We start from the raw sequence: 13,681 nt of genomic DNA on the forward strand, positions 1-13,681 counted from the left end.
GCTCAGATCAACTGGGCAAATGAATGCCGATGTTCGAGAGCCCATTAATCAATGGATTGTGTGATGTTGGAGTTCTTCCCCGCAGAGAAACGGGCTCGGTATCGTCCAATTGGTTTTGGATGGCTTCGATCATGGCCGTTACGTCATTGATGGGCGTGAACATGACGCCGTGGAATTCACCCGCGTAATGGCCTTGATCGGAACCCTCTTCCGAAACCACCCTCAAGCCCAACGACAGGCACTCAGAGATCCTGGTGGTCTCTAGAAGTGCGTTTTCGTAGTAGTGAATGTTGACCACCACTTTGGCTGAAGACAGAATAGGCCACAGGTCTTCGCCGTACAAACCATTCACAACTTTTAGCTTGAAACGCTGTGCAATCGCGTTCAAAAAACCCTGCCGCCTTTTGACTTTGTCATCCCCATAAAAAACCACATCGTAGGCCTTGGATCGCCCGACATGGGACTTGTAAATCGGGGACTCGATCGGCCGAATGGGCACATGTACCAGGTTGGCCATGGGGAACCGCAGCGACGAGAGGTATTCAATATTGACTTTGGAATACTCAATCACTGCCAATGAGTTGTACAACCCCCCCAGATACTCCCGGGTGAACCAGCGCTGGGATACGGTTTGTTCCATTTGGACCGCGATCCTTTTCTTGGGCGGCGGAAGAACCGAAAACACTTGAGGGCAAATGACGAAATACAGGTCGGCATCAAAGTCGGGGGGCGATTGCTTGCTGATAGAAACCACGACCGACGGGTTAGTCTCCAGCAGCGACTTGAGGTAGCAAGCCACAAAATACGTGGCCTCAGGGCTGATGATGACGATGGAACGGGTTTTGGAAAAATCAAAACCCTCAATGAAAGCGGCCCTGGCGCTCACCCAATCAGACAAGGGGTACGGGTTGTTCAAAACTCCATCGTACCAAGGCTGAAAATACGCTCGGAATAACTTCAAATCATCGATTTTAAAAAAATAGAAGAATTTTCTCAATCGATAATCACCACCGAACAATAAAGACTGCAGCCAAGATCTGGGTTTTCCGTTCTTTCGAAAAAAAATAAATTTCAACATGGACAATGCTTAATACCTTAATTATTAGCTGTCGCATCCCGGATGATTGCATTGACTCAAAACGGTATCCGCTGTTCATGGCCAGAGAGGTCATGCGGCAGTTGATAGACAATCTTTGCGTCACCTCAGCAGTCCACCCGGGAGCCTTGTCATGATGATAGCCTTGCACAAAAACGCACGTACTACGCCCGCCACCCGTGCGGAGATGGCGGCCAGCACGGAGACTGCTGCCACTTTGGCGTTGCGCTTCGGCGTGAGTGAAGGCACTGTTTACAAGTGGAAGGGTCGAGACAGCTTTCATGACGCGTCCCACACCCCGCACAAGCTTCAAACCACGCTCACACCGGCGCAAGAACAGATCGTGGTCGAACTCAGAAAGACGCTGCTGTTGCCCCTGGATGATTTGCTGGCCGTCACCCGCGAGTTTCTTTGCCCCCAGGCCACACGCTCGGGTCTGGACCGTTGCTTGCGTCGCCACGGCGTTGGCAACCTCAACGCGCTCAGGCCCAAAGAGCCCACTGAGCCTCATAAAGCCTTCAAAAGCTATGAGCCGGGGTTCATCCACATCGATGTCAAATACCTGCCCCAGATGCCCGACGAGACCAGCAGGCGCTATCTGTTTGTGGCCATCGACCGCGCCACACGCTGGGTGTTTGTGCAGATCAAGAGCCACAAGACGGCAGCGGCAGCCCGAGCGTTTCTCAATGCCCTGCACAAGGCGTGCCCGATCAAGATGCAGAAAATTCTGACCGACAACGGCAAGGAGTTCACTGACAGGTTGTTTGCCAGCCGTGAGCGCCAGGCCACGGGCAACCATGAGTTTGATCAACTGTGCCAAGCCTTGAACATTGAACACCGCCTGACCAAACCACGCACGCCGCGCACCAATGGCATGGTCGAGCGCTTCAACGGGCGTATCGCTGATGTGCTCAAGACACACCGATTCACCAGCGGTGAAGATTTGGAGCAAACGCTCATGCGTTACGTGGCTCTGTACAACCATCAGTTACCCCAGTCAGCGCTCAAAAGCAAAACACCGATGAGGGCCATGAAAGACTGGTACGCTTCTCATCCTCATTTGTTTATAAAACGGCCTTACGATCATCCGGGATGCGACAAGCCGAATTCAGCGGCACAAGGTGCGAATCAACAACGCGCAGCCGATAGAGGGGATATCGAGCATCAATGACCTGCAAGCGCAGGTGCTGGAGAGTTTGAAGATCAAAAAACCGACGCAAGACGCCCAGATGACCCTTTTGTAGTGGCAAGTTTGAAGCTGGCCCTATATGAATCAACAACTTACGTCAGTTGGTGTCGAACTCGGGTGCCCAAAAATGCGCAAACCGAAAAATCTCGGGCGACAGGCCCAGAGCAAGCTCCCAAGTAGACCCAAGTGCGCAGGCTTGTGATGCCCCAACCCCGTGGCATACTTGTGCTCATGCGGTTGAATTTCCTATCCGTATCCGTAATTTCCTATCCGTAGCCATGAGCCAGATTGCCGCCAAAACCTACGAAGCCACGCCTGCCCGAAAAGTTGCCTTTTTGGGTCTGGGCGTCATGGGCTACCCCATGGCAGGCCACCTGGCCCGTGCTGGCCACACTGTCACGGTGTACAACCGCAGCGCCGCCAAAGCCGTGGCCTGGCTGGCCGAATGTCCCGGCAACGCCACTGCCCCCTCCCCGCGCGAAGCGGCTGCCGGGGCTGACATCGTGTTTGCCTGCGTGGGCAACGACGCCGATCTGCGCAGTGTGGTGCTGGGTCAGGACGGTGCATTTGCTGGCATGAAGCCCGGTGCGATCTTTGTGGACCACACCACGGCCTCGGCCGAAGTGGCCCGTGAGTTGTATGCCCAAGCCCGGAAAATGGGCCTGCATTTTGTCGATGCACCGGTCTCTGGCGGTCAGGCGGGTGCGCAAAACGGCATGCTCACCGTGATGTGTGGCGGCGATACAGCGGCGTTTGACAACGTCAAACCTGCGGCCATGGCGTTTGCGCGTGCCTTCACCTTGCTGGGCGCATCGGGCTCGGGCCAGTTGGCCAAGATGGTCAACCAGATCTGCATTGCGGGCTTGGTGCAAGGCTTGTCCGAAGCCATCGCCTTTGGCCAGCAAGCGGGCCTCAACATGCACCAGGTGCTGGATGTGATTGGCAAGGGCGCTGCGCAAAGCTGGCAACTCGACAACCGGGGCAAGACCATGGCCGACGACAAATTTGAATTCGGTTTTGCCGTCGATTGGATGCGCAAGGATTTGGGCCTGGTGCTGGACGAGGCCAAACGCAACGGCGCTCGCCTGCCCGTGACCGCGCTGGTGGACCAGTTTTATGCCGATGTACAGAAAATGGGCGGCGGCCGCTGGGACACGTCCAGCTTGATCCGCCGTTTGCGCTGATCGGTGATGGCACCCCTCACAGCGCAGGGGGCGGCAACAAAAAACGAACCTCGGGCCGTTTTTGATGGGCCTTACCCGCTTCAGCGCGTGGTGGTCGGCTGGCTCAAGCGCTTGAGTTCTTCTTCGGTGATTTCGTCAAATACCCGAACCACTTTGACCACCCCTCCCATGGAGCGCACGATGTCGCTCGCCCGCTTGGCTTCGCGGCTGGTCACGCGGCCCATCAGGTACACGATGCCGCGCTCGGTGACCACTTTCACGGCGTTGGCCTGCAGGTCTTTGGCGTCAATGAAAGCGGCCTTGACGCGGCTGGTGAGCACCACGTCTTTGGAGCGCTGGGTCAGTGAGCTGGCAGGCATCAGGGCCAAATCATTCACCACCGACTGAACGTTTTCCTGGCTTTGAGCTATCTTTTCGATGCGCTCTTTTTCGCTGCCCGTGGTCACCTCGCCGGTGAGCAAGACCTTGCGGTTGAAACTCGTGACATTCAAATGCACCCGATCCCCCATTTCTTGCCGAACGACCGTGGCGATCTTGATCTCGATGGCCTGGTCTTCGACCTGGGCACCCGAGGTGCGGCGATCGGTGATCATGATGCCCGTGGCGACGGCACCGCCCAAAACCAGGGGCGCACAGCCAGAGAGGCTGGTCAGCGCCACGGCCAGGACAGCACCAGAGACCATCAGGGATTGAAGATTGCGTTTCATTTAAATAGGCTCCTCTTCACCCAGCAACTGGGTGTCAATTCCATCACACATACAGTGCAGCACCAAGTGCTGCACCTCAGAAATTCGTGCAGCCCGCTCGTGAGGCACACACACATGCACATCGGTCTCGCGCAATTGGCGAGCCAAGGCACCACCCAGGTTTCCGGTCAGCGCCAGGACGCTCATTTCCCGCTCGTGTGCAGCCTGTACCGCTTGAACCAAGTCGGGTTCGCTGCCATCACTGCTGATCAACACCAGTACATCCCCAGCTTGGCCCAGCGCCAGCACTTGTTTGGTCAGGGCCAGCCCATCGCTCCAGCGGGTGGCCATCAAGGCATCGGATGACAGGCACAGGGCAGCCAGACCCGGACGGTCCCGCTCAAAGCCGCCCACCAGAAGATTCACCAGATATTGGGCCAGGGCGGTGGAAGGCCCCATCGCGCCCACCAGCACCTTGCCGCCGCCCGTGACCGAAGCCAAAACTGCCTGCACGGCCGCATCCACAGGCTTGGCCAAGGTTTCGGCCACCTGGTAGTGCAAATCTGCACTGTCAATGAAGTGTTGTTGGATTCGAAGATCTAGCATGCGCTGGCGATGATAACCGCGACATCTCCCCGCACTGGCCAAGAAGATGGCAAATCCCGCACCAAGAGGGCTTGTTTTGCCACTTTTGCTGGAGGTCAGCCCGCGTCAAAAGCCCCTTGTAGCCATTGCGGGCCATTGGCTTCGATGGTAACCACATCAAAACGCGCCGGTGGCAATTGACGCCAGCGCAGCAAATAGTGCTGGGCTGCAAGAATGATGCGCCGCTGTTTTTGATAGCCGATGCTGGCAGCCGCGCCGCCATGGTCGCTGCGGCTGCGTTGACGAACCTCGACGAACACCACCGTGCCATCGGTAGACTGCATGATCAGGTCAATTTCGCCGCCCCCGCGCCCGGGCGTCCGATAATTGCGCTGCAACAGCCGCAAGCCGCGCATTTGCAAATACGCTAATGCTTCGTCTTCGCCCGCATCACCCCGGGATTTTGTGGTCTGGTTCAGCTTGTCTTTTTTGAGGAATTGCATTGACGCCGTCTCCTTTGTCTGCTTCGTTTGCCAAAGCCCTGGAGGCGGCACACGAGGCTGCCGGATCGCAAAACCATCCGGTGGGCACACTGTATGTCGTTGCCACCCCCATTGGCAACCTCGCTGACATCAGTTTGCGAGCCTTACACTTGCTGACCCTAGTGGATGTCGTGGCCTGTGAAGACACCCGCCATACCCAGCAGTTGTTACGCGCCTATGGCTTGGACCGTCCGGGTTCACAGCTTTTGGCGGTGCACCAGCACAACGAAGCCGAAGCCGCACAACACGTCCTGGTCCGGCTGGCCCAAGGCGAGCGGGTGGCCTACGTCAGCGATGCGGGCACCCCGGCCATCAGCGACCCGGGGGCCCGTCTGGTGGCCGTCGTGCGGCAAGCCGGTTTCCGTGTGCTGCCTTTACCGGGGCCCAGCAGTGTGACCACTGCCCTCAGTGCCTCGGGCATGACGGGTGATCAAGGCTTTGTGTTTGCGGGCTTTTTGTCCAGTAAAACGGCCGAGCGGCAGCATGCAGTCCAGGGTTTTTTGCAAGAGACCCGGGCCGTTGTGTTGCTGGAGGCGCCCCACCGCATGGAGGCTTTGGCTCAGGATTTGGCGGTGCTGGGTTCGCGCCTTGTCACCGTGGGGCGCGAACTCACCAAGCAGTTTGAACAAATTGAAACATTGACGGCGCAAGACTTGTCGGCCTGGCTGGCCCAAAAGCCCGCGCACCAACGCGGCGAATTTGTTCTGGTGCTGCATGATGCGCCCATCGTCGCTTCTGTGGGCAATGGGCTGCGCGTGTTGCAATTGTTGTTGCCCGAATTGCCCCTCAAGACCGCAGTCAAGCTGGCCGCCGAGATCTCGGGTGAGCCCAAAAATCAGCTCTATGAACAGGCGCTGAGCCTGAAAAACAAGGAGGCTTCCTGAGCCGATGCTGCAAATGGTTTTACCAATGCACCCCAAAAGCCTCGCGCAAGGCGTGCAGCTCATGTCCGGGCAAAGGCGGCGTGTGTGATTGCAAGACCATCAATCGGGCTGTTTCCTCCAACTCTTCGAGGGTGGCCATGGCGGCTGCCGGGGTGTCGTGCCACACATTGGGCCCCAGACGCGGAAGCATCACGGCACGGATGGGCGTGCCTCGAGAGGCATACAGCCCGATGAGCTCGCCCACTTCCTGCGCTGCAGCCGGACTGCCCGGGCGGTGGTAAGCAGTGAGCGGGACATGGCCGACCTTCATCACAAAATAAGGCGTGATGGGCGGCAACAACTCGGGCCCCCGGGCATTCAGGCTCAGTGCCACGCAATGCGTGCTGTGGGTGTGAATCACGCAGCGTGTTGAGGGGGCGTGCAGACAGGCGGCGGCATAAATTTGACGGTGCAGGGAGATGGTCTTGCTGGCCTTGTCACCGCTGAGCTGCTGGCCTTGCAAGTCCATTCTGGCCAATCGGGCCGGGTCCAGCCAACCCAAACAGGCATCGGTGGGGGTGATCAAAAAGCCATCGTCCAGGCGCACGCTGATGTTGCCCGCTGTGGCGTGCACATACCCACGCTCAAAAAGACTTCGCCCGATGCGGCATATTTCTTCACGGGCTTGGGATTCGTTCATGCTGTGACTCCGGTGCTGGCCGCCATTGTAGAAAGGATGAGCGTTCTGGCTTGAAGATGGGGCGGTGACAGCCCGCACTGAACTGAGCCTCAGGGGTCAAGCTTCCAGTAACCGGCGCTGTAACTCAGTCACCTCTTGGGGGCTCAAGCCAATGGCCCCATGCAAATACTCGTGCATGCCCCCATGTTGGGACTCCACGGTTTCAAAGGCTGCCTGCAAAAACTCGGGCTGCACTTGCCACAGCACTTTCATCACATGCGCATGTCCTTGGCCCTCCAGCCGTGCGTCTCTTTTGTACAGTTGATTGGTCAACAGGTAGTCATGCTCGATGGTGCTTCGGTCCACGCCCAGTGCAGAAAGCAGCAGCGCTGCGGCAAAGCCGGTGCGGTCTTTGCCGGCGGTGCAGTGAAAGACTTGTGGTGTGGGTTGTTCCACCAAATGCTTCAAGAAGCGCCCGAAAGTTGGTGCATTGCGATTGACGAAATCGCGGTAGGTCTCGCGCATCAGCTCCACCGTCTCGTCTGTGGTGGGCACGATGCCTTGCGCGATCAGGCTCTGCATGCGGGCAATCACGGTGGGCTCGATCGTCAACGCCACCCGTTGCACCCCGGCTATTCCGTAGGGGGTGGCGGCGCATTCGGCCGTGCCCCGAAAGTCTAGGCTGTAACCTACGCCCAGCAACTGCAGGCGGGCCACATCGCCCCCGGTGAGCCCGGCCAGATGGTCGGATCGAAACACCTGCCCCCGTCGAACGCGCTGACCTCGTGAGTTCAGGTAACCGCCGATATCGCGGAAATTGGAGGCCCCTTCCAACAAGGGGGCAGCGGGCGCAGTGAGGGGGCTTTCAAAGGTGGAATTCATGCAGAGCATTGTCGCGGCCAGTCTCGCCATTGGCTGTTGCTGCTGTGACATGGCCCCGGCATCGCAAGGCGAAGAGCAGGTATGGCACGCCGTTTGCTTGGGGTGTTCATGGACTTCGACGCATACCCCCTCCCCGCCATGCGCCCCAGCGAGACCCCGGCCTGGCGCGACCCTTTGGGCCTGATGCTCGCATCTACAGGGGAAGGGGTTTTTGGTGTCGATCTGGACGGCCTGTGCGTCTTCATCAACCCGGCCGGTGCCCGCATGATCGGCCTGCAGCCCGAGCAGGTGCTGGGCCAAAACATGCATGTGCTGACGCACCACGCCCATGCCGATGGCACGCATTACCCCTTGGACGACTGCCCGATTTACAACGCCTTTCGCCAAGGCCAGCCCTGCCGCATCGACAGCGAGGTGTTTTGGCGCGCTGACGGCAGCAGCTTTCCGGTGGAGTATTCGAGCTACCCGGTGTTTGACCAGGGCCAAGTGCGCGGTGCGGTGGTCACCTTTGTCGACATCACCGAACGCAAGCGGGCCGAACACGCTTTGCACCAGGCCAAAAACGAACTGGAGCTGCGCGTGGCCGAACGCACGCAGGCGCTGGAAACCGCCTTGCAACAACTGCGCGAACTGGCCGCCTGGTCCGAGGCGGTGCGCGAAGAAGAGCGCACCCGCATCGCGCGTGAAGTGCACGACGAGTTGGGCAGCTTGCTGGTGGCCCTGAAGATGGATGTGGGCTGGCTGGACAAGCGCTTGTCTGAGCAAGAGCAGCGTGCGGCCGTGGAGGCCCCAGGCCAGCGCGACAACATGCGCGGAAAAATGCGAGAAAAGTGCCAGAACATGAGCCGCTTGATCGAAAACGCGGTGGTCAATGTGGGCCGCATCATCACCGACCTGCGCCCCAGCATCCTGGACCACCAGGGCCTGTGGGGTGCTTTGGAGTGGCAGGCGCAGGAGTTTGTGCAGTCGGCAGAACAGCAACTCAAGTGGTGCATGGAAGTCAACGAGCAGCGGGAGTTGCCTGAGCCCATGGCCATGGCGGTGTTTCGCATCTTCCAGGAGATGCTCAGCAACGTGGGCCGCCACGCCCGGGCGCGCACGGTGGACGTGGACATCGTGGAGCGCGAGGGCTGGTTGCACTTGTCGGTGGAAGACGATGGCTGCGGTGCTTTGCCACAGGTGTTTGAGTCGCCGCAGGCTTACGGCATCCTGGGCATGCGCGAGCGGGCGCGCCACTTTGGTGGCGTGATCGACATCGACAGCCAACCCGGCAGGGGCACGCGCATGCGCTTGTCCATGCCCTTGGCTGCCCACGAGGTGGCCGCATGAACGCCGCCGTGCGTGTGCTGCTGGGCGACGACCACAAGATCGTGCGCGAGGGCCTGAAGATGGTGCTGGCCGACGACCCCGCACTGCAGGTCGTGGCCGAGGCCGACACCGGTCCCGGCGTGCTGGACGAGGTGCACAGGCTGCAGGGCTTGCAGGGCCTCGATGTGGTCTTGCTCGACATCGCCTTGCCGGGCATGGACGGTCTGAATGTGCTGCAAGCGCTGCGGCGGGACTGGCCGGGTCTGCCCGTGCTGATGCTCAGTACCTACCCCGAAAAACAATACGCGGTGCGCTGCATTCAGCTCGGAGCCTCGGGTTATCTGAACAAAAGCACCGACCCGGATGAACTGATGGCCGCGCTGCGCCGCGTGGCCGCAGGCGGCATGCACGTCACGCGGGCCACCGCCGAGGCCTTGGCCAGCTTGGTCAGCCAAGGACGCACCAAAACCGGGATCGACATGCTGTCGCACCGCGAACACCAGGTCTATCTTTTGTTGATCCAGGGACACACCGTGAGCGAAATTGGTGCACAACTGAGTCTGGCCCCCAACACGGTGAGCACTTACCGTGCACGCATCCTGGAAAAGACCGGCACCAAGAACGATGTGGAGTTGGCTTTGTATGCGCAAAGCATCGTCGGGCGCTATTGACCTGGTTCGACCTGCCCGGGATTTGTAGGGCCAGCCCTACGCCGCATCGACAAGCGGCTTGCTAAATGAAGAAGCACGCCCCCAATGGCGCATGGGCAAGGTTTTCTGGCCCGCAGCTTGCATAGACCTGAGCATCTCCAACAAAGCGAGGTTGCCATGTCTGAATATTTCGACCCGTACAACGCCGACCGTCCCCTGATGCTCAAGTGCAGCTGCGGCCGTGACCATTCACCCGCCGACCACCATGCGGCTGTTGCAGCCGATGCGGCTGCAGCCCAGTTGCGTGCGCGTTCAGAGACCGCCGAGTTCGAGGCCTACAGCCAGGAGTTCATCGAGGCCACACTGGTCAAGTCGCTGTTTCCACACGACGAAGAGCGCCGCCTGTTCTTGCGCGCAGTGGGCAAAAAGACCGCCATGGCCGCCATTGCCAGCGTGCTGCCTGTGGCCAGCTTGCAGGCCTTGGCGCAAAGCAAAGGCCCTTTGGAAAAAACCAACCTCAAGATCGGCTTCATCCCGATCACCTGCGCCACGCCACTCATCATGGCCGATCCGCTGGGCTTTTACCAAAAGCAGGGCCTGAATGTCGAAGTGACCAAGACCGCCGGTTGGGCGCTGATTCGCGACAAGATGATCAACAAGGAGTACGACGCCACGCACTTCCTGTCGCCCATGCCCTTGGCCATCAGCATGGGTTTGGGCGCCAACGCCACGCCCATGAATGTGGCGACCATCCAGAACATCAACGGCCAAGCCATCACGCTGGCTGTCAAGCACAAGAACAACCGCGACCCGAAAAACTGGAAGGGCTTCAAGTTTGCAGTGCCTTTCGATTATTCGATGCACAACTTTTTGCTGCGCTATTACTTGGCCGAAAACGGCATCAACCCCGACACCGATGTGCAAATTCGCGTGGTACCACCCCCAGAGATGGTGGCCAACTTGCGCTCGGGCAACATCGACGGTTTCCTCGGACCCGATCCCTTCAACCAGCGGGCGGTGTTCGACGAAGTCGGTTTCATCCACATCCTGACCAAAGAGCTGTGGGACGGGCACCCCTGCTGCGCCTTTGGCACCAGCACCGAGTTCATCCAGAAGAACCCCAACACCTTCGCAGCGCTCTACCGCGCGGTGCTCACGGCCGCAGCCATGGCCCGCAAGCCCGAAAACCGGGAACTGATCGCCAAGGTGATTTCACCCGCGCAGTACCTGAACCAGCCCGAGGCTGTGATTGCCCAAGTGCTGACCGGCAAGTTTGCCGACGGTTTGGGCAAGGTGCAAAACGTGCCCGGTCGCGCGGACTTTGACCCCATGCCCTGGCAAAGCATGGCGGTGTGGATGCTCACGCAAATGAAGCGCTGGGGTTATGTCAAAGGCGATGTGAACTACAAGCAAATCGCCGAGAAAGTGTTCCTCATCACCGATGCGCGCAAGCACATGAAAGAGCTGGGCCACAGCTTTGCAGCCACCACGCCTTACCCCAAGCACAAGATCATGGGCAAAGAGTTTGACCCGGCCAAGCCCGAGGAGTACATCAAGAGCTTCGCGATCAACAAGATGGGTTAAGGCACATGAAAACCACGCACCTCAATTTGCGCGCGGCCATGGTCTCGCTGCTCATGTTCTTGGTCTTTCTGGGGGCCTGGCAGCTCTCGGCCACTGCCCCAACGGTGGCCGGCGCCTCCAAGGCGGGCATGACGGCCGAAGAGATCGAATACCAAAAGATGATGGGCAAAGACCCGGGGGCGGTCAAAACCACGGGGTTTCCGCCACCGCTTGAAGTGGGCAAGGCCATGCTGGGCCACCTGGCCGATCCGTTTTATGACAAAGGCCCCAACGACAAAGGCATCGGCATCCAACTCGCGCATTCTCTGGGCCGGGTGGCCCTGGGCTTCTTCTTGGCCGTGTTGGTGGCCTTGCCGGTGGGTTTCATGATCGGCATGTCGCCACTCATGCGCAAGGCGTTTGACCCCTTCATCCAGGTGCTCAAACCCATCAGCCCCTTGGCCTGGATGCCGCTGGCGCTGTACACCCTGAAAGACTCGGAAGTCAGCGGCATCTTCGTCATCTTCATCTGCTCGGTCTGGCCCATGCTGATCAACACGGCCTTTGGCGTGGCCGCCGTCAAACGTGAATGGCTCAACGTGGCCAGCACGCTGGAGGTGCGTCCGCTGCGCAAAGCCTTCTTGGTGATCCTGCCCGCTGCTGCCCCGACCATCGTCACCGGCATGCGCATCAGCATGGGCATCGCCTGGCTGGTGATCGTGGCCGCCGAGATGCTGGTGGGCGGCACGGGTGTGGGCTACTTTGTGTGGAACGAGTGGAACAACCTGTCTCTGGTGAACGTGATCTTTGCGGTGCTGGTGATTGGCGTGGTGGGCATGTTGCTGGACCTGGCGTTTGCCCAATTGCAAAAGGCGGTGACCTATGTGGAGTGAAGCCACCGAACGCGAGCTGATCGCGCCTTTGTCATCCGACACCCATGCATTCCAACCCAAGGCCAAAGCCATGAACGCTTTCCTCAAAATCGAAAAACTGGGCAAGGCCTACCAAAGCGACAAGCCGGTGTTTTCGGACGTGACCTTCACCATCGACAAAGGCGAGTTCGTCTGCATCATCGGCCACTCGGGCTGTGGCAAAACCACCATCTTGAATGTGCTGGCGGGTCTGGACACGGCCAGCACGGGCCACGCCTTCATGGACGGTCGCGAGATCGCAGGCCCGAGCCTGGAGCGTGGTGTGGTCTTCCAAAGCCATGCGCTCATGCCTTGGCTCACAGTGCGGCAAAACATCGCGTTTGCTGTGCGGTCCAAGTGGCCCGAATGGAAAACGCCGCAAGTGAACGTGCATGTGGAAAAGCACGTCGGCATGGTGGGCCTGTTGCACGCCATCGACAAAAAACCCAGCCAACTGTCGGGCGGCATGAAGCAGCGTGTGGGCATTGCCCGAGCCTTCGCCATCCAGCCCAAGATGCTGCTGCTCGACGAACCCTTTGGAGCCCTCGACGCACTCACACGGGGCACGATTCAGGACGAACTGATGGCCATCGTGCGCCAAACACAGCAAACCGTTTTCATGATCACCCACGACGTGGACGAAGCGATTTTGCTGTCGGACCGCATCTTGCTCATGAGCAACGGCAACGAATCGGGCGGCAGCTATGTGCCAGGGGGCCTGGCCGAAGTGGTGGTCAACCCGCTGCCACGCGAACGCACACGCGCCCAGTTGCACCACTTGCCCGGTTATTACGACATGCGCAACCACATCGTCGATTTTTTGGTGTCACGCGCCAAAGCCCATTGATTCTTTCTTTTTCACCAACCCCCCAAGAGGTCTCTCATGAACCGTTTAGACATCACCGAAAAAATCATCACAGCCAAAGTGTCCAAGGGCATCAAGTGGAGCGACGTCGCCGACAAGGTCGGCTTGTCCAAAGAGTGGGTCACCGCCGGGTGCCTCGGCCAAATGACCTTTGATGCCAAGCAAGCCAAAATCATCGGAAAAATCTTTGGCCTGACCGCCGAAGAAATCAAATGGCTGCAAGTGGTGCCCTACAAAGGCTCTCTGCCCAGCCAAGTGCCCACCGACCCGCTGATTTATCGCTGGTACGAAATCGTCAGCGTGTATGGCACCACCATCAAAGAACTCATCCACGAAGAGTTCGGCGACGGCATCATGAGCGCCATCGACTTCAGCATGGACATCGTGCGCCAGCCCGACCCCAAGGGCGACCGCGTGAACGTGGTGCTGTCGGGCAAGTTCTTGCCTTACAAGCAGTACTGACAGGGCGCGGGTAGGTGCAGCTTGACCGCGTCGGCAAGGCTGCCCCCTTAAAAACAAGGGTCTTTTTGCTTTGTACGCGGTTAAAATCCCAGCTTCCTCAAGGAGCGTTGCAGCCCGCCGCCTAATAGGCGCAGCAGGTCAGGCTTGGGGCCGTTCAATGTCTGAATGATCTTGCACAACGACGCTCACCTGATGATCCAAGGTGAGCCCGTGTCT

General features: G+C 59.0%; 15 protein-coding genes and 1 riboswitch. Of the genes, 9 read left to right on the forward strand and 6 right to left on the reverse strand.

All coding sequences use genetic code 11. From position 1 onward, the window contains the following. Nucleotides 1–7: 7 nt before the first annotated feature. Nucleotides 8–1,078: a hypothetical protein gene (locus HEQ17_RS13980; protein WP_296293299.1), complete on the reverse strand. Its 1,071-nt coding sequence runs from the start codon at nt 1,076–1,078 to the stop codon at nt 8–10. Between the two features lie 151 nt (nt 1,079–1,229). Here HEQ17_RS13980 and HEQ17_RS13985 point away from each other — a divergent pair, with 151 nt between their 5' ends. Beyond that, nucleotides 1,230–2,267: an IS481 family transposase gene (locus tag HEQ17_RS13985; RefSeq protein ID WP_296293300.1), complete on the forward strand. Its 1,038-nt coding sequence runs from the start codon at nt 1,230–1,232 to the stop codon at nt 2,265–2,267. Between the two features lie 296 nt (nt 2,268–2,563). After that, nucleotides 2,564–3,469, forward strand: a complete 906-nt coding sequence (locus tag HEQ17_RS13990) for an NAD(P)-dependent oxidoreductase (protein WP_296293301.1) — start codon at nt 2,564–2,566, stop codon at nt 3,467–3,469. 80 nt (nt 3,470–3,549) lie between these two features. Here HEQ17_RS13990 and HEQ17_RS13995 read toward each other — a convergent pair whose 3' ends face one another. The 3 genes from HEQ17_RS13995 to HEQ17_RS14005 all read right to left on the reverse strand — a co-directional run bounded on the left by HEQ17_RS13995 (nt 3,550) and on the right by HEQ17_RS14005 (nt 5,243). Further along, a complete protein-coding gene (locus HEQ17_RS13995) occupies nt 3,550–4,176 on the reverse strand; it encodes a BON domain-containing protein (protein WP_296293302.1) in 627 nt (208 codons plus the stop codon). Then, nucleotides 4,177–4,761, reverse strand: coding sequence for an SIS domain-containing protein (locus tag HEQ17_RS14000; RefSeq protein ID WP_296293303.1), 585 nt, complete (start codon nt 4,759–4,761; stop codon nt 4,177–4,179). Between the two features lie 95 nt (nt 4,762–4,856). Then, nucleotides 4,857–5,243 carry a YraN family protein gene (locus HEQ17_RS14005; RefSeq protein WP_296293304.1) on the reverse strand — a complete coding sequence of 129 codons (387 nt, stop codon included), beginning with the start codon at nt 5,241–5,243 and terminating at the stop codon, nt 4,857–4,859. A gap of 14 nt (nt 5,244–5,257) precedes the next feature. Here HEQ17_RS14005 and rsmI point away from each other — a divergent pair, with 14 nt between their 5' ends. Beyond that, nucleotides 5,258–6,166 carry a 16S rRNA (cytidine(1402)-2'-O)-methyltransferase gene (rsmI, locus tag HEQ17_RS14010; protein WP_296293761.1) on the forward strand — a complete coding sequence of 303 codons (909 nt, stop codon included), beginning with the start codon at nt 5,258–5,260 and terminating at the stop codon, nt 6,164–6,166. Nucleotides 6,167–6,185: 19 nt separating this feature from the next. On the opposite strand, the gene HEQ17_RS14015 is transcribed toward rsmI, so the two are convergent. Beyond that, a complete protein-coding gene (locus HEQ17_RS14015) occupies nt 6,186–6,845 on the reverse strand; it encodes an aldolase (RefSeq protein WP_296293305.1) in 660 nt (219 codons plus the stop codon). A gap of 96 nt (nt 6,846–6,941) precedes the next feature. Beyond that, nucleotides 6,942–7,706 (reverse strand): tyrosine-protein phosphatase, encoded by a 765-nt coding sequence (locus HEQ17_RS14020; RefSeq protein WP_296293306.1) that lies wholly within the window; start codon nt 7,704–7,706, stop codon nt 6,942–6,944. Nucleotides 7,707–7,787: 81 nt separating this feature from the next. Between HEQ17_RS14020 and HEQ17_RS14025 the strand changes: the two genes are divergently transcribed. The 6 genes from HEQ17_RS14025 (at nt 7,788) to cynS (ending at nt 13,465) form a co-directional block, all read left to right on the forward strand. Continuing rightward, a complete protein-coding gene (locus HEQ17_RS14025; protein WP_296293307.1) occupies nt 7,788–9,035 on the forward strand; it encodes a PAS domain S-box protein in 1,248 nt (415 codons plus the stop codon). Then, entirely contained in the window at nt 9,032–9,685 is a 654-nt protein-coding gene (locus HEQ17_RS14030; RefSeq protein ID WP_296293308.1) for a response regulator transcription factor, read from the forward strand. Before HEQ17_RS14025 ends, HEQ17_RS14030 begins: the two co-directional genes overlap by 4 nt. Nucleotides 9,686–9,841: 156 nt before the next feature. Then, nucleotides 9,842–11,248: a CmpA/NrtA family ABC transporter substrate-binding protein gene (locus HEQ17_RS14035; protein ID WP_296293309.1), complete on the forward strand. Its 1,407-nt coding sequence runs from the start codon at nt 9,842–9,844 to the stop codon at nt 11,246–11,248. 5 nt (nt 11,249–11,253) lie between these two features. After that, the gene (gene ntrB / locus HEQ17_RS14040; protein ID WP_296293310.1) at nt 11,254–12,120 is read left to right on the forward strand and encodes a nitrate ABC transporter permease; all 867 of its coding nucleotides are present in this window, start codon (nt 11,254–11,256) and stop codon (nt 12,118–12,120) included. Continuing rightward, nucleotides 12,110–12,985 (forward strand): ABC transporter ATP-binding protein, encoded by an 876-nt coding sequence (locus HEQ17_RS14045; protein ID WP_296293311.1) that lies wholly within the window; start codon nt 12,110–12,112, stop codon nt 12,983–12,985. Before ntrB ends, HEQ17_RS14045 begins: the two co-directional genes overlap by 11 nt. Before the next feature lie 36 nt (nt 12,986–13,021). Further along, nucleotides 13,022–13,465, forward strand: coding sequence for a cyanase (gene cynS, locus HEQ17_RS14050; RefSeq protein ID WP_108354158.1), 444 nt, complete (start codon nt 13,022–13,024; stop codon nt 13,463–13,465). A gap of 93 nt (nt 13,466–13,558) precedes the next feature. Next, a riboswitch (S-adenosyl-L-homocysteine riboswitch) is annotated at nt 13,559–13,659 on the forward strand. The last annotated feature ends 22 nt before the right edge of the window (nt 13,660–13,681 follow it).

Origin of the sequence: Limnohabitans sp., assembly GCF_023910625.1 — a bacterium.
Taxonomy (GTDB): Bacteria; Pseudomonadota; Gammaproteobacteria; order Burkholderiales; family Burkholderiaceae_C; genus Limnohabitans_A.